Here is a 15,736-nt window from a genome sequence, read left to right as displayed (position 1 = left end):
CTTGGGCCACTGAAATGCTTCGCAACCCGCGTGGCGACGAGGAGGCGTATCCGTCGGTGGGGCCTATTCGTTGGCAAGACCGTCGCCTAAGGCCAGAGTCGACACATTCGGACACAGGCAATGCCCGAATCGTGGGTTACGGGCGGTTTGGTTTCCCTCGGGGGAAACACAAGAAACTATCGATCCTTGGCGGTTTCGGTCAGAACCTGTCTTGACGGTTCACGCTGCGACGACAACAAAACACTTGAACCCCGCCGCACTGACCGGATTCCGCGCCGACCCCTGCGACAGCCCTGATCTTCTGGAGGAATTTGCCATGTCCGACGCCGTCAAGGTCGGCTTCGTCCCGTTTGCCACTGCTGCGCGCGGTGCTCTTGTGGTGTTCTGCGACGAAGCGCTGAAATTCGGTCCTGCCGCGACCAAGGCTCTCGGGGACGCCGCAGCAACTGTGAAGCGCGCGGCTACAACCAGCAAGTTCAAGGGCAAGAGCGCGTCGACGCTCGACATCCTGGCCCCAGACGGCATCAAGGCGTCCCGTCTCATCGTGATCGGCACCGGCAAGCCGGCCGATCTGAAGGAGACCGATCTGCTGAAATTTGGCGGCGTGCTCGCCGGCAAGGTCGGCGGCAGCAATGAGGCGGTGACCGTCATCGCGGAGCTGGCTTCGGGTGCAATGACGCCGGAGCAGGCGGCATCGGTTGCCTCCGGCGTATTGCTGCGCGCCTACAAATTCGATCGTTACAAAACCAAGAAGAAGGATGCCGACGAGACGCCCGGCAGCGTCGCGGTTTCGTTGGCCGTCGGTGACGTCGCTGCAGCCAAGAGGGCCTTTGTGCCGGGCAATCATATCGTCAACGGCGTCGTGCTGGCCCGCGAACTCGTGAATGAGCCGCCGAATGTGCTGTTTCCCGCCGAATTCGCGCGCCGCGCAGGTGAGTTAAAGAAGCTCGGCGTCACGGTCGAAGTGCTCGACGTCAAGGCGATGACCAAGCTTGGCATGGGCGCGCTGCTCGGTGTGTCCCAGGGATCTGTGCGTCCCGGCCGCATGGTGGTGATGCGCTGGAACGGTGGCAAGAAGGGCGAGCAGCCCGTCGCCTTCGTCGGCAAGGGCGTCACCTTTGATACCGGTGGCATCTCCATCAAGCCGGCCGGCAGCATGGAAGACATGAAGGGCGATATGGGCGGCGCAGCCTGCGTCGTTGGCCTGATGCATGCACTCGCGGGCCGCAAGGCCAAGGTCAATGTGGTTGGCGCCATCGGCATCGTCGAAAACATGCCGGATGGCAACGCGCAGCGTCCGGGCGACATCGTGACGTCGATGTCCGGTCAGACCATCGAAATCATCAACACCGACGCTGAAGGCCGTCTCGTACTGGCCGATGTGCTCTGGTATGTGGCGAAGAAGTTCAAGCCGAAATTCATGGTCGATCTGGCGACGCTGACCGGTGCGATCATGGTCGCGCTCGGTACCGAATATGCTGGCATGTTCTCCAACAATGATGAACTCGCAGAGCGTCTGTCCACCGTGGGACAGACCACCGGCGAACGTGTCTGGCGGATGCCGCTCGGTCCGGAATACGACAAGCAGATCGACTCGCAATTCGCCGACATGAAGAACACCGGCACGCGCAATGGCGGCTCGATCACTGCGGCGCAGTTCCTGCAGCGTTTCGTCGACGATACGCCGTGGGCGCATCTCGATATCGCCGGCACCGCCATGGGCGCGCCGAAGACAGAGATCAATCAGAGCTGGGGCTCGGGTTACGGCGTGCGGCTGCTGGATCGGCTTGTGGCCGACTATTACGAGGCGAAGAAGTAGTCCGACACGATGACCGAGGTCCTGTTCTATCACCTGCAGAACATGACGCTGGAGAGCGTGCTGCCGCCGCTGCTCGAGAAGTCACTCGAGCGCGGCTGGCGTGTCGTGGTGCAATCCACGTCAGAAGAACGCGCCGATGCGCTCGATGCGCATTTGTGGACCTATCGTGATGATTCATTTCTGCCGCACGCCACCTGGCGTGTGGCGGACGCTGCGGATCAGCCGATCATTCTCGCGATCGAAGAGGGGAATCCCAATCGTGCCCAGGTCCGGTTCCTTGTGGACAGCGCAGCAGTGCCGGCGGATGCCGACGGCTATGAGCGCATGGTGCTGGTATTCAACGGCGACGATGCCGATGCGCTCGCTGCAGCGCGAGCAGCCTGGACTGATTGTAAGGCGAGGGGCTTTACCGCCACTTACTGGCAGACCGATGAACGTGGCCGGTGGCAGCGTAAGAATTAGCTGGCGATTGGCGATCTGCTGCAATTAATGATAATTGTAGATTTCCTCACCGGTATCTGCCGCTGTGTCATGGTGGTGCCGCAAATGAATGATGTTACAGGCGCTTATCGCCTGTCTTGGGGTTGCGTAATCGTGCGACAAGAAAAGCTTCATCGAAACGGTCTGCTCGTGCTGCTGCTTGCTGCGCCATTGCTTGCTGGCTGCGCCGGCGTGGGCGGTGACGCATTCTCCACGGACCTGCTGTCCAAGGATGCCGACTGGTTCTCCAAGCCAGGTCGCGTGTTCATCAAGAATGTTTCGATTGAGACGCCGCCGCTGTCGCCTGAGCAGGCCGTCAGTCCGCAGGATCTCATCAGCGCTGACGGTGCGTGCCCGGGCATGGCGCCGCGTGATGCCAACGCGCTTGCCGATGGTACCGCTGGTGCGCCGGTTCAAACTGGCGTCGTGGCGCTCGGCCATACCGAATGCGACGTGGCGCGCGGTGCAGGCGCACCAGACAATGTCAGTCTCTCGACCAGCCCGCGCGGCGATCGCGTTGCCGTGCTGACCTATCTGCGCGGTCCGCGCGCTGGCATCTATACGTTTACCGCCGGTCGTCTGACCGTGGTCGAACGCGGTCCGGAAGTTGAGCAGCCGAAGACCGCGCGTCCGAAGGCGAAGAAGCGCGCCGCGACCTGATCTTTTCGTGATGATGTCGAAGTAAGCGACGGCTGCGTTTTCAGCCGTTCGCTTCTTCATGCAGAGAACTCGCGCTCAGCCATTGCTCTTCGGCGCGTTGCAATGCGTCCGCCGCAGCGGCGCGCGCTTTGGTGAGTTGCGTGGCCTGCTTCGGATCTTTCTTGAACAGGTCAGGCAATGCGAGCGCAGTATCGATCTTGGCGATGATGGCGGTGATCCGCTCCATCTCGGATTCTGCTTCGGCGACCTGCTGCTTGAGCGGGACCTTCTTTTCTTTAGGCTTCGCCAGCTTTTCGCGGTCCGTGTTTGCGCGGTCGCGTGTCGGCGCGCGCATGCCGCGGGCTTGCATGACGACTTTGCGATAGTCGTCGAGATCGCCGTCGAAATTGGTGACGGTGCGGTCGGCCACGACCCAGAGCTGGTCTGCGCAGGCCTCGATCAGATAGCGATCATGCGAGACCATGATCACCGCGCCGGGGAATTCGTTGATCGCTTCGGCCAGCGCTGCGCGGCTGTCGATATCGAGATGGTTGGTCGGTTCGTCCAGAATGATCATGTTCGGACCGTAGAACGTCGCGAGCCCCAGCAGTAGCCGCGCCTTTTCGCCGCCGGACAGGCTTTTTACGATCGTATCCGCGGCCTTGCCGGAAAAGCCGATATTGCCGGCGCGCGCGCGGATTTTCGATTCCGGCATGTCGGGCATCAGCTTGCGGACGTGATCATAGACGGAGTTGTCCATCACCAATTCGTCGAGCTGATGCTGGGCAAAGTAAGCAATCGACAGTTTGTCGGCGCGCGTAATCGATCCCGAAAATGGCTTCAGCTTGTTTGCCAGCAGCTTGACCAGCGTCGACTTGCCGTTGCCGTTGGAGCCGAGCAGGGCAATGCGATCCTCGGTATCGATGCGGAGTGTCACCTGATTGAGGACCGGCTTGCCGGGCTCATAGCCGACCGACACATTGTCCACTGCGAGAATCGGCGGCGACAGGATCTTTTCGGGCGCAGGGAAGACGATCTCGCGCACGTCTTGCGTTACTAGCGCCGAGATTGGCTTCATGCGCTCAAGCATCTTTACGCGCGATTGTGCCTGACGTGCCTTGGAGGCCTTGGCCTTGAAGCGATCGACGAAGTCCTGCAGCCGCTTGCGCTCGGCTTCCTGACGCTTGACGTTCTTGGCGTCGAGTGCCTCCTTGTTAGCGTGGAACTCTTCGTAATTTGAGTAAGTCCCGCGATAATGCACGAGCTTGCCACGGTCGAGATGCAGGATCTCGTTCACCGACGTATCGAGCAGGTCGCGGTCATGGCTGATGACGATGACCGTGCGCGGATAGTTGGCGAGATGATCCTCGAGCCACAGCGTGCCTTCGAGATCCAGATAGTTGGTCGGTTCGTCCAGCAGCAACAGGTCCGGCGCTGAGAACAACGTGGCCGCAAGCGCGACGCGCATGCGCCAGCCGCCAGAGAATTCGGAACAGGAGCGCAACTGGGCGTCAGCCGAAAAGCCAAGGCCGCTCAGAATCGCTGCGGCGCGAGCGGGCGCGGAATGCGCATCGATATCGACAAGGCGGGTCTGGATGTCGGAAATGCGCTCCGGATCGGAGGCGGTCTCAGCTTCCTTCAGCAATGCGTCGCGCTCGAGATCGGCTTTCAAGACGACGGAGATCAGGCTTTCGGGGCCGTCCGGCGCCTCCTGGGCGAGGCTGCCGATACGCCAGCGGGGCGGAATCGAAATACTTCCGGTTTCGGTGGCCAGATCGCCGCGAATGGCGTGAAAAAGTGTCGATTTACCGACGCCGTTGCGGCCCACGAAACCCACGCGGGCTCCCGGCGCAATCTGTACCGTGCTCTCGTCAATGAGCAGGCGTCCGGCGATCCGGATCGAAATGTCTGTGATGGAAAGCATGCGGGGTTGTCACCGCTGCGACGCACAAAGGCAACCCCGATTTGCTCGCTGCTGGTGCGCGGAAGGTCAATTATGCCGTCAACGGCTACCGCTTTTCGTCCTGCTGCCGCATCCGGTCGATCAACGTCTGGAGATGGGAGGGCAGGGTGTCATCATCCGACCCGATATCACGGCGCAACCGCTCGCCGATGGCATTGCAGATCGCCACGCTGGTGGTGCGGTCGATGTGTTCTTCGCCATCATTGATGAACTGGTTCTGCATTGTCTTCCCGGCGCTCGTGGCAGTTGAATGACACTAAGGCAAGTCGTCCGGGCCGAAATTGTTTCAAGATTTATGGATTTGAGGCTGTTTGAGTCAAAATTCGATGAATCGTCGATGGATCTGCCAAGAAAAAGCCCGGCCGAGGGAACGGCCGGGCGGTATTTCTCTGCTCGTGGAGCGTCAGTAGCAGCGATTGACCAGTCGCCAACGCGGTCCCCACGGGGTCGGAACGACCCGGCGGACGAGACATCCGCCGCCGCCATAGCCGTAAACCGGCCCGCCGACGAAGCGTGGCCCGCCCCAGCCGCGATGCCATCCGCCGCCATGCCAGCCACCGCCGTGCCATCCGCCGTGGCCGCCCCAGGCGGAAGCCGAGGTCGGAGCCAGCGCCGCGGCGCCCAATGAGGCCGCTGCAACCAAAGTCAGTGCGATCTTGCGGAACATTCTCATCTCCTCTGGTACGGCGCGTGTTGCGCCTGCCGTGAACATGGCACCGGGGGCAAATGCCGTTGGCCGGGGTCATTGCAGGCAGTCTAGGAGGAGGAAGCTGAACCGGATCGCGCCAATCCTGTCAGGAATGGTTCATGTGGATGACATCTCGGTAATTTCGGCACGGGATTGGCCAAAAAGGGGCCTGCGACATTTAGACGGATCGCTTGCCGTTCCCGGATGGCGTCGATATAAGCCGCCATCTTCCAGCGACTGTTATTCAAGGATAAATCATGGCTATCGAGCGTACCTTTTCGATTCTGAAGCCCGACGCGACCGAGCGCAATCTGACCGGTGCGATCAACGCGCTGATCGAAAAGGCCGGCCTGCGGATCGTCGCGCAAAAGCGCATCCGCATGACCCGCGAACAGGCCGGCACCTTCTACGCCGTTCACAAGGAACGCCCCTTCTTCGGCGAACTGGTGGACTTCATGACCTCGGGTCCGGTTGTCGTGCAGGTGCTGGAAGGCGAGAACGCCGTCCTCAAGCATCGCGATGTGATGGGCGCAACCGATCCGTCGAAGGCTGCTGATGGCACCATCCGCAAGCTTCACGCCAAGTCGATCGGCGAGAACTCGGTTCATGGTTCGGACGCTCCGGAAACTGCGGCGATCGAGATCGCACAGTTCTTCTCGGGCAACGAGATCGTCGGCTAAACTTCCAGCCGAATTGACGACCGGTCGGCGCGCGGGGGCGCGCCGACCTTTCCAATCAAAACGAACAAACAAAGGGGCGCGCTGTGGACTGGTTGCTGCATATTCTCGATCCGGCGACGATCAAGTCGGTTTTCGTTCAGTTTCAGGTCGAAATGCAGCAGCCCGCATTCTGGGTAGCCGTTGGCAAGATCATCTGGATCAACGTTCTGCTGTCCGGCGACAACGCGCTGGTGATTGCACTGGCCTGCCGCGGTCTCGAACCGAAGCAGCGCATGTGGGGCATGATCCTCGGTGCCGCTGCGGCCGTCATCCTGCGCATCATTTTCACCGGCATCGTCGCCACATTGATGGAACTGCCATACCTCAAGCTGGTGGGTGGTCTCGCGCTGATCGTGATCGCGGCCAAACTGCTGGTCCCCGAGCAGGAAGAAGAGGACGGCGTAAAGGCTGCCTCGCATCTGTGGGCCGCCGTGCAGATCGTCGTCGTTGCCGACATCGTGATGAGCCTCGACAACGTCATTGCAGTTGCTGCCGCTGCCAATGGCAGCGTGCCGCTGCTGATCCTTGGCCTGGCCATCAGCGTCCCGCTGATCGTCGCCGGCGCGGCGCTGATCATGGCGCTGCTGACCCGTCTGCCCGTTCTGGTCTGGCTCGGTGCGGCCCTGCTGGGCTGGGTCGCCGGCGAAGTGATCGCGACGGATCCTGCGGTCCTGCCGCTGATGCACAGCTTCTTCAGCGGCTCGGTCGGCACTGGCCTCGACAGCCTGATGTCATCGCTGGGCCTTGGCGTTCGTTTCACCAATGGGGGACATGGTGGCGAGATCGTCTGCGGTCTGATTGGTGTCGCTGTGGTGCTCGCTGTCGGAACGTTGTGGCGTCGTCGCAGCATGGCAGGGCACGCCGAACAGGCAGCCTAACGCATTAAAAGCGCAGGGTGGGCGAGGGGTATTTGCCTTTCGCCCACTTTTTTGTTTCTAGAACCTGATCATTTCTAGAACTTGAATTCGACGCCCAGCGTTCCTTGGTGGGACTGCGAATAGGCGCGGAACTTGCCGTCATAATTGAGATAGAGACGCGCGGTGTTGCTGAGGCTCAGCGACGCCGATGCGCCGGCATCCGCGCCGTACTGGCTTTCGCCAATCCCCTGAACGGTGATGCTCTCGGAACCCAGGCTAACCGTGACGTTGCTAAAGCGCTGATGCACGTTGTCGACGAATTTGGCATAGCCCGACAGATCCAGAATCTTCTGATCGAATATCCAGTAACGACCGACTTCTGCGCCAATCAGGATACGCGCACGCTCGGCTGAGGCGCCGCTCGCGTTGACAGGATTGAGGCCGCCAAGCTCCTGCATCGCGCCGGTCGTCGCGCGGGTGTATTCGAAAGCAGCCTTGGGCACGATCCGTGCCTGTTCGTAACTCCAGTAATAGCTCAGCTCGGTGAGCGCGCCGTCGATCCGCGCATTGTAGCCGGCGCTCGCGAGCCCCAGACCCGTGTCGCGGCGCGAGTTGATGTCGCCGAAGCCGTGCACCAATGCGATTGCCCAGGTCCAGGCGCCTTGGTCGACCGAAGCGTTGACTCCGATTTGCGTGAGGTCGAGCGTCGCTGATTGCAGCGCCAGCGGAACATCGATCGTGGTGTGGCTCTGGTCCACCGACAGCCCGACATTGACACCCGGCATCAGCCGCGCGCCGATCCCGGCGACGCCGCCGATGGTCCGGCGCTTGTCGCCGACGAAATCCCCGATCGTGCTGGTATGCGCGCCAACGCCATAGAATTCGGCCCAGCTTCGGAAGCGGGGCGTCTCGGTGGTCTCCGACGCACCGCCGCCGCCGGGATTGGCGCGCGACGCGCGGTTGAAGCCGTAGCTTGCCTGATCGCCGAGGCGGCGCAGGAACTGGCTACCGAGATCGCTGATGGCGATGCCGGCGGATTGCCCGGCGTTGAAGTCGGTCGATGAGGGCACCGGTGCGGCTGCTGGCGGTGGCGGCGTGGTTGGGGGCGGCGTGGTAGGCGGCGGCGCGACCTGGGCGGATGCAAGCGAAGGCGCAACGACAAGCGCGACGGCAAGGCCGAGTACAATGGTCCGGCGTTGCCGACTGGCAGCCGGGCGCCTGTCCGTTTGGGCGTATCGCGATGGATCGCGCATTGTTACTCGTTTCGAAATTGTCGCTGCAGTGCCGTTCGACTGCGGCAGAGCATACGCGATCCAATGAGCATTGCCGCTGCGCATTGAGCGCCTCCGGTGGCGATTGACGCGTATTGTTGTGCGATTGCCACAGCGGATTCGTGTCGCTTTTCATCACGTTATGGCCATTCACGCAGGACGGGCCGACGATGTTTCAATCCGGCACGTCTGCTCATGGGTCCGGTCAGCGGCTTTCGATAGGTACGTTTGAACGCGGCCGGGGATATCAAAACCTCTGCCGTAAAAAGCCGAAGACTTGCGTAGCCAAAATTTTCATGTTGGAATTCTTGCGCAATCGGATTGAGGCCGTTCGACTGTGCGTTTTGCGAGCAGGACATTCAGCAGACACCGGGAAGCCCGCTTGTGGCGTGGTACGCATGATGCGTGGCCGCGTCTTTTTTGTATCTAGATCGGGAGACAGGCGATGCAGAAGGGCACCGTCAAATGGTTCAACCCCACCAAGGGTTATGGCTTCATCAAGCCGACTGTCGGCGACAAGGATGTCTTCGTGCACATCTCCGCCGTGGAGCGCGCGGGCCTTAGCACCCTCAATGAAAATCAGACCATCGAATACGACCTGGTGGAAAATCGCGGCAAGGCGTCTGCCGAGAACCTCAAGGTCTCATAACTAAGTCTTGCTGTGCCGACCCTGACATACATATGGGCCGGCCGACTGATGTAACTCCGGCGCAAGCCGGGCCTTTTGTAGCTCCGGTGCGGATCGTGCCGAGCGGGCGAGGTTATGCCCGCATTATCGCTTCTTTGGCTTCTTCGCCTTTTTGGCCGTTTTCTTGGCGGGTACAGCCTTCTTGGGGGCCGTGTCCTTTTCGGCGTTCTGAGCCTTCATCACTTGCGCTGCTTCTGCGATCTGAAGTGCTTCAACGGCCTTACGCATCGATCGCGCATAGCTATCGGCGGCATTATCGGCGGACATCTGAAGGCGCTTGGCGGCGGCCATGCCTTGCTCCGTCACGTCCTTCGCCAGTTGCTTGAAACGGTCCTTGGCGGTCTTGTCCTTGGCCTTTACGGCCAGGCCCGCATAGCGATCGCGTTGTGCCTTGACGGCTGCCATCAGTGTCTTGTTTTGCTGCTTAGCAGTCTGCCGGATGATCACATCCAGATCGGCGCCCGTCATTCTTCATTTCCTTAAGTGACAGCCAAAATAGTCAATTGTTTCAATTATGCAGTTGCCATTGAGGCATTGCAATCGTCGCAGCTCGTGGCGCTTGCCGGCGTACTGGACGAGGTGAGCTCATTGTCCGATGTCGTAAGCACGGATCGGGTTTCTTTACCGTAAAGATACTCGGCAATTGCGCTTGCGTGGCGGAATCATGATACCGCGAGACGTCCCGTCCGGCGCAGCCAGGTCTGGCCTGTCGATATGCGGTGCCAGATTGGCTGGCGTGTGGAGCATCCTGCGATGACGGTGCCGGCGAGATCGCGTTTCCGGATTGGCTTCAGGACGTCGATCATTGCCTTGTTCGTCGGCGTCGTCCTGACGGTCGGTCTGGCGCTGGTTTATCTCAGCTTCAGCAGGGTCAATACGATCATCCGGACCGCGGCTTCGTCGTATCTCAGCGTGGTCGCGCAGGCTGCGACCGATCGCATCGATGCGCAGCTCAAGAGCGTTCACGACAATCTGGATATCCTGCGCGGTATCACATCGGTCCAGTCCGCGGAGCTCAAGAATAACCCGCGGCTGAACATCCTGCTGGCGTCGATGCTGCGCAACAACAAGCAGCTCTTCAGCCTGTACATGGGATATGAGGACGGCTCGTTCCTGGAAATGGACCTGATCGACCGAACGGGAGCTGGGGTGAAAGCGCGCTTCGGGGCGCCGGACGGGGCCAGATTTCGCCTGTTCACGATCGTGAAAGCAGGCGATTTTGGACCGCTTCAGACCACGACCTCCTATCTCGACGATGCGCTGCGGCCTTTGGCAAGTCTGCCCGGGCCTGTCGATTTCGATCCTCGCGTTCGGCCGTGGTATCGCGGCGCCTTCGAGCCCAATGCCAGTCTGCTGACCGAGCCCTATATTTTCTATCAGACCGGTGACATCGGCTACACGCTGCGGATGCCCATTGTCGAGGGGCAGCGGGGTGTTGTGGCCGGCGATATCCTGCTCAGTGAAGCCGAGGCCATGCTGCGCAAGCAGCAGCTTGGGCATTCGGGGGTGGCCTATCTGTTCGACGATGCCGACCGGGTGCTGGCGCATCCCGAGATGTCCCGCTGGCTTGAAGCCACGAGTGTGCCGAACAAACTGTCGGAGCTGCCGCGACTGAGCGATGTCGATACGATCGGCGCTACTGCGGCTATCAAGGCGTGGCGCCAGACCGGCGTTGAACAACAGTTCTTCGATGACGGAACCGGGCGTGCCTATGCGGCGGCATTCAGGCCTGTAGAGATGGCTGGATCGGCCAATCTTCGCGTTGGCTTCTTCGCTCCGCTCGATGAGTTCTATGCCGAGATCGAGCAAGAAAAGCGCACGCTCTTCATTCTCGCATTTTGTTTTGTGCTCGCGGCCGTACCGATTGCGTTCTGGATCGGCAACAAGCTGTCGCTCTCCCTGCGAATTTTGGCGCGCGAGGTCGATCGCATCCAGAATTTCCGGTTTTCGTCGATGCCGCAACTGCGTTCGCCGATCCGCGAAATCGACGATCTCGGCCGATCGGTCTTCACCATGCGTACGCTGGTGCAGACATTCTCGAATTTCGTTCCTAAGCGTCTGGTTCAGCAACTGGTCGAAACCGGCACGGCCATGCAATTGGGCGGAGAGCGCCGCGAAGCGACCATCCTGTTCACGGATGTCGAGAATTTCACGGGAATGACGGAGAACGAAGATCCGACCCGGGTGATGCTCTACACGTCGCGCTATTTCGCTGCGATTTCGGACGTCATTGCTACGCATCAGGGCACGGTCGATAAATATATCGGCGATGCGGTTATGGGGCTGTGGAACGCACCCGTCGAGCACACCAACCATGTCGCGCAGGCTTGCGCCGCTGTGCTCGATTGCGTCGAAGCCAATCGGAAGCTCAATGAGGAATTCGAGCGTGAGGGCTGGCCCGTCTACAGGACCCGGTTTGGCCTGCATGTCGGCGATGTCATGATCGGCAATATCGGGTCACCCGACCGCATGAACTACACGGCGCTCGGCGCGACCGTAAATCTCGCGTCACGGCTCGAGACGCTGAACAAGGACTACGGAACCAGCGTCCTGGTCAGCGAAGCCGTCAAGGAGCGGGTGGACTCCCTGTTCCTTTTCCGCAGCGTCGCCCGGATCAAGCCGAAAGGCTTTGCCGCGGAAGTGCAGATCTATGAGTTGCTCGGTGCGCGAGACCAACATTCCGTCGCCGCGTCTGATCGCCACGCCAATTTCCCTGTTTGATCTAAGGGGGCCGCGCTATAGTGAACGCATGGCAGCCAACAGAGAAATATTGCGACGATGACCGACGTGACCCCGGTGCGGCGAGGTCGTCCTCGATCGGTCGAGACCGAGGATGCGATCCTGGACAGCGCCTATCGCATGATGGCGGCTGAGGGGCTTGCTGCGACGACCATCGATGCGATTGCGCGGGATTCCGGCGTTTCCAAGATGACGATATATAAATGGTGGCCGTCGCGCGAAGCGGTACTGATCGACGCATTTCTGCGGCAGGCGTCGACCATGCTACCGCTTTCCGAGAGCGGCGATCCGTTCACGCGCATCACGAAACATGCCACCGCCTATGCCGTGGCGCTGAACAGCGATTTTGGCAAGGTACAGCTCGCTGTCATCGCCGAATGCATCTCGCGGACCGGTTCAGCGAAAATCTTCTCCGAACGCTATCTCGGTATCCGCCGGGACATATCGCTGGCGATTATCAAGGACGGCCAGAAGGACGGCAGCATCGTTGCTTCGGAGCCAGCCGGCGATCTCTATGATCGGATCTATGGCACGCTGTTTTATGAGTATGTCTTTGGATTTCGGCCGCTGACGGCCGACTATGCCCGCAAGCTCGTCAAATCCGTGTTGTCGGTGCAATAGTCAGATGCCGCCTTGCCGCGCGCGGCGAAACCAGCGCCAGGTTTCGCGTGTGACGGCCCGGTAACCCCAACCGCGATGCGTGATACGTTCGTCGATGATGGCGTTGAGCTTTGGCAATGCGTGGAAGGGCACCGACGGATAGGCGTGATGTTCGACATGGAATGGCATGTTCCAGGTGAACCACTTCGTCAGCCTATCGGTATAGGTCGTGCGGGTGTTCTCATAGGCGCTGCGGGTATGCTCGCAGCCGGTGTGTTCGGCATAGAGATAGGGCCGCAGGAATAGCTGGCCGACATAGAGCGGGACGAGCCAGCACCACAGCAGCATCGTGCTGGAGAAGGCGATAGAAGCGATCAGCAGCGCCAGATAGACGAGGGCATAGATGCGGGCTTCGCGCACCACCATGCCTTGCTTGGATTCCGGGATCCACGGCGCTACGGCTTGTCCGGTCACGGCACGCCGGACCAGCAGGCGGATCCGGTTGGTCAGTTGCACGATGCCGGTATAGGCAATCGCGAGCCTGGTATCCGACGATGGAATTGTCGCGGTGACGAGTTCAGGATCGCGGTCGGGATCCTGCGTGAAGCGGTGATGGTCCCAGTGAAATAGCGCATAGTGTTCATAGGGTAGAACGATCATCAGCGACGAGACATGGCCGAGGGCCTCGTTCAGCCGCCGGCTGGTGAACACAGTCTTGTGCGCGGCCTCGTGCACCGCCATGAACAGGAAGGCGATGAGATAACCCTGGATGATGATCAGCGGGATCGCCCACACCACGCCGTAGCGGGTGGCGACCTGCCAGATCAGCGTTCCAACCAAAGCGATCAAGGCATAATGGCTGATCGAGCGAATGAGCCCCGGAAGATTGGCGCGAACCGACAGGTCCTTCAGCTGTGCGGGCGTTAGGGCGCGGGTTTCGATCTTGCCATGGCCAACTGCATCCATCGTCATCGGTTCGTTCCGTTCTCGGTTCAGGCGTCGGCGGCGAGCAGCGTGGAGACCTTCATGTTGATGAAGGCTGCGTCGGTTGGAATCTTGACGGGATTGCCGGCGCGGTGTCCGTGCAGCGAGGGGATCGGACACAGTTCGGCCTTGCGTGCGTTGGTTAGCAGGGGGAGTTCGTCTTCGTTGTCGCCAACCTGAAAATAGTTGTCAGTTTGTCCGGGCATCAGCAGAACGCGCGCCTTGATAGCAGCCATGGCTTTCCGGAAGTCGCCACGGAATTCATCGCAGCGGCTGATATCGCCATTTTGCCAGGTCCAGAGTTGAGCGAGCAGATTGTTGGCATCACGATGCGCAAAGGCGACATCCCATGATCGTGTCAGATAGTCTCCCAGTGAGGTGAAGCCGGCCTCACGCCAGAGCTCATCGCGGTAGAAGCCGTGCGACATCGCCCAGCCTGCATAGACGCGTCCCATGGCGCGGAGACCGGCCAATGGTTTCGAAGCAAAGCGGCCATCGACAAAGGCAGGATCGGTCGTTAGAGCGGCCCGCACGCTTTCGAGAAACACGGCGTTGAACGGCGAACAACGGGCGCTGCCGCAGACCACTGCCGCGCGTGCCACCATGTCCGGATAGCGGGCGGCCCAGTGATAGGCCTGCATGCCGCCCATCGACCAGCCATAGACTAGTGCCAGACGGGCGATGCCGAATTGCTCGGTCAGCAGGCGATGCTGGATCGAAATAGCGTCATGATAGCTGATGTTCGGATAGGGGGCGCCAGCCAGAGCTTCCAGCGAATTCGATGGCGATGACGACAGCCCGTTTCCGAACAGATTGGGGATGACGATGAAGTAGCGGTCCGGATCGAGTGCGGCGCCCGGCGCGATCAGCCACTCAGTGTCGTAGTGTTGTGCGCCGAACGACGTCGGATAGAGGATGACGTTATCTTTGGCAGCATTGAGTGCGCCATAGGTCTTGTAAGCAAGCTGCAGGCGCGGGTGCCGCTGGCCGGATTGCAGCAGCACGTCACCCGCCTCGAAGATCTGGTAGTCGTTCGGCGTATTCATGCTGCAGCTCCGGAAGGTCCGTTGACGCTTGCCGAGGGTGCGACAAGCGATCCGCTCGACAAAATTTAATAACTGTACTATTGGTATATTAATTGGCGAAGAGCGCAATGCCGAAACTTCGGCATTGCCGCCTGAATAGCATGGAGCTGGTCGTCGCCCGTTGGCGGCTCGGCGACATCTTGTTTTTGTATTCGAAACGTACAAGAGACTTGCGGCCCGTTAGTCTATTCACTGGCCTGTCATCGGCGCAGAGGCGGAAAGCGGCCAAGTTGTCCGCATAAGCCGCTGCGAATTCGAAGTCGCGCTTGCCCGCAACCCACTCAAAGGAGTCTGGATCATGGGAACCATCACCACCAAAGACGGCACCGAGATTTTTTACAAGGATTGGGGCACCGGGCAGCCGATCGTGTTTCATCACGGCTGGCCCCTAAGTGCGGACGACTGGGACAACCAGATGATGTTCTTCCTCAATCAGGGCTATCGCGTCATCGCGCACGACCGCCGTGGCCATGGTCGCTCCAGCCAGACCGCGACCGGTAATGAGATGGACACCTATGCGGCCGACGTCGCCGAACTCACCGATGCACTCGATCTCAAGGACGCCGTGCATATCGGTCACTCCACCGGCGGCGGCGAAGTTGCGCGTTACGTCGCACGTGCCAAGAAGGGACGCGTCGCCAAGGCGGTGCTGGTCAGCGCCGTGCCGCCGATCATGCTCAAGACCGAGAACAATCCCGGCGGCCTGCCGCTCGAAGTGTTCGACGGCTTCCGTGCTGCGCTTGTTGCCAACCGCGCGCAGTTCTACGTCGATGTCCCGGCCGGGCCATTCTACGGCTTCAACCGGCCGGGCGCGAAAGTCTATCAGGGCGTGATCGACAACTGGTGGCGGCAGGGCATGATCGGCGGCGCCAAGGCGCACTATGATTGCATCAAGGCATTTTCGGAAACCGACTTCACCGAAGACCTGAAGGCGATCGATGTGCCGGTGCTCGTTTTGCACGGCGATGATGACCAGATCGTGCCTTATGCCGACGCTGCACCACTGACGGTGAAGCTGCTCAAGAACGGCACGCTGAAGACCTATCCGGGCTTCCCGCACGGCATGCTGACCACCCATGCGGATGTGATCAACCCGGATCTGCTGGCATTTGTTCGCAGCTAAACGAACCAGTGTGAACGACGCAGTGCGTGTTGCGTCGTTCACATTGTCTTTAATGGTCCTGCGACCGGCGCTCGCGAACTG

16 protein-coding genes are annotated in these 15,736 nt (G+C 60.4%); 9 read left to right on the top strand and 7 right to left on the bottom strand.

Annotated elements, in window-relative coordinates; all coding sequences use genetic code 11:
* Positions 1-316: 316 nt before the first annotated feature.
* The 3 genes from AB7813_RS06195 to AB7813_RS06185 all read left to right on the top strand — a co-directional run bounded on the left by AB7813_RS06195 (position 317) and on the right by AB7813_RS06185 (position 2,959).
* Positions 317-1,819 (top strand): leucyl aminopeptidase, encoded by a 1,503-nt coding sequence (locus AB7813_RS06195; RefSeq protein WP_439064052.1) that lies wholly within the window; start codon positions 317-319, stop codon positions 1,817-1,819.
* Positions 1,820-1,828: 9 nt separating this feature from the next.
* Positions 1,829-2,281 carry a DNA polymerase III subunit chi gene (locus AB7813_RS06190; RefSeq protein ID WP_093758304.1) on the top strand — a complete coding sequence of 151 codons (453 nt, stop codon included), beginning with the start codon at positions 1,829-1,831 and terminating at the stop codon, positions 2,279-2,281.
* Between the two features lie 84 nt (positions 2,282-2,365).
* Positions 2,366-2,959 carry a hypothetical protein gene (locus AB7813_RS06185; protein WP_246297406.1) on the top strand — a complete coding sequence of 198 codons (594 nt, stop codon included), beginning with the start codon at positions 2,366-2,368 and terminating at the stop codon, positions 2,957-2,959.
* Positions 2,960-2,999: 40 nt separating this feature from the next.
* On the opposite strand, the gene AB7813_RS06180 is transcribed toward AB7813_RS06185, so the two are convergent.
* The 3 genes from AB7813_RS06180 to AB7813_RS06170 form a co-directional block, all read right to left on the bottom strand.
* Positions 3,000-4,862 carry an ABC-F family ATP-binding cassette domain-containing protein gene (locus AB7813_RS06180; protein ID WP_439064051.1) on the bottom strand — a complete coding sequence of 621 codons (1,863 nt, stop codon included), beginning with the start codon at positions 4,860-4,862 and terminating at the stop codon, positions 3,000-3,002.
* Positions 4,863-4,947: 85 nt separating this feature from the next.
* Positions 4,948-5,124 carry a hypothetical protein gene (locus tag AB7813_RS06175; protein ID WP_175366131.1) on the bottom strand — a complete coding sequence of 59 codons (177 nt, stop codon included), beginning with the start codon at positions 5,122-5,124 and terminating at the stop codon, positions 4,948-4,950.
* A 180-nt stretch (positions 5,125-5,304) separates the two neighbouring features.
* A complete protein-coding gene (locus tag AB7813_RS06170) occupies positions 5,305-5,568 on the bottom strand; it encodes a sulfur globule protein precursor (RefSeq protein WP_068731077.1) in 264 nt (87 codons plus the stop codon).
* Positions 5,569-5,846: 278 nt separating this feature from the next.
* Between AB7813_RS06170 and ndk the strand changes: the two genes are divergently transcribed.
* Entirely contained in the window at positions 5,847-6,269 is a 423-nt protein-coding gene (ndk, locus tag AB7813_RS06165) for a nucleoside-diphosphate kinase (protein ID WP_068731078.1), read from the top strand.
* 83 nt (positions 6,270-6,352) lie between these two features.
* Complete coding sequence (locus AB7813_RS06160) at positions 6,353-7,186, top strand: TerC family protein (RefSeq protein ID WP_093758307.1); 834 nt, start codon at positions 6,353-6,355, stop codon at positions 7,184-7,186.
* Between the two features lie 74 nt (positions 7,187-7,260).
* Here AB7813_RS06160 and AB7813_RS06155 read toward each other — a convergent pair whose 3' ends face one another.
* Positions 7,261-8,418 carry an autotransporter outer membrane beta-barrel domain-containing protein gene (locus tag AB7813_RS06155; RefSeq protein WP_439083365.1) on the bottom strand — a complete coding sequence of 386 codons (1,158 nt, stop codon included), beginning with the start codon at positions 8,416-8,418 and terminating at the stop codon, positions 7,261-7,263.
* A 463-nt stretch (positions 8,419-8,881) separates the two neighbouring features.
* Between AB7813_RS06155 and AB7813_RS06150 the strand changes: the two genes are divergently transcribed.
* On the top strand, positions 8,882-9,085 hold the full coding sequence (locus tag AB7813_RS06150) for a cold-shock protein (protein WP_089263958.1): 204 nt from the start codon (positions 8,882-8,884) through the stop codon (positions 9,083-9,085).
* Between the two features lie 123 nt (positions 9,086-9,208).
* Here the strand turns inward: AB7813_RS06150 and AB7813_RS06145 are convergent, their stop codons facing one another.
* Positions 9,209-9,592: a hypothetical protein gene (locus AB7813_RS06145; RefSeq protein ID WP_439064049.1), complete on the bottom strand. Its 384-nt coding sequence runs from the start codon at positions 9,590-9,592 to the stop codon at positions 9,209-9,211.
* A 285-nt stretch (positions 9,593-9,877) separates the two neighbouring features.
* On the opposite strand from AB7813_RS06145, the gene AB7813_RS06140 reads away from it, so the two are divergent.
* Together AB7813_RS06140 and AB7813_RS06135 are read left to right on the top strand one after the other, a co-directional pair.
* The gene (locus AB7813_RS06140) at positions 9,878-11,845 is read left to right on the top strand and encodes an adenylate/guanylate cyclase domain-containing protein (RefSeq protein ID WP_439064048.1); all 1,968 of its coding nucleotides are present in this window, start codon (positions 9,878-9,880) and stop codon (positions 11,843-11,845) included.
* Between the two features lie 57 nt (positions 11,846-11,902).
* Positions 11,903-12,484: a TetR/AcrR family transcriptional regulator gene (locus tag AB7813_RS06135; protein ID WP_439064047.1), complete on the top strand. Its 582-nt coding sequence runs from the start codon at positions 11,903-11,905 to the stop codon at positions 12,482-12,484.
* Here AB7813_RS06135 and AB7813_RS06130 read toward each other — a convergent pair whose 3' ends face one another.
* Together AB7813_RS06130 and AB7813_RS06125 are read right to left on the bottom strand one after the other, a co-directional pair.
* Positions 12,485-13,435, bottom strand: a complete 951-nt coding sequence (locus AB7813_RS06130; RefSeq protein WP_439064046.1) for a fatty acid desaturase — start codon at positions 13,433-13,435, stop codon at positions 12,485-12,487.
* A 20-nt stretch (positions 13,436-13,455) separates the two neighbouring features.
* Positions 13,456-14,493, bottom strand: a complete 1,038-nt coding sequence (locus AB7813_RS06125; RefSeq protein ID WP_231080487.1) for an alpha/beta fold hydrolase — start codon at positions 14,491-14,493, stop codon at positions 13,456-13,458.
* 337 nt (positions 14,494-14,830) lie between these two features.
* Here AB7813_RS06125 and AB7813_RS06120 point away from each other — a divergent pair, with 337 nt between their 5' ends.
* Positions 14,831-15,655, top strand: coding sequence for an alpha/beta fold hydrolase (locus AB7813_RS06120; protein WP_439058599.1), 825 nt, complete (start codon positions 14,831-14,833; stop codon positions 15,653-15,655).
* The last annotated feature ends 81 nt before the right edge of the window (positions 15,656-15,736 follow it).

This window comes from Tardiphaga sp. 20_F10_N6_6, from assembly GCF_052076045.1.
In the GTDB taxonomy this organism is placed as follows: Bacteria; Pseudomonadota; Alphaproteobacteria; order Rhizobiales; family Xanthobacteraceae; genus Tardiphaga; species Tardiphaga robiniae.
The sequence above is the reverse complement of the archived record's forward strand: the minus strand, read 5'-3'. Positions and strand labels throughout refer to the sequence as shown.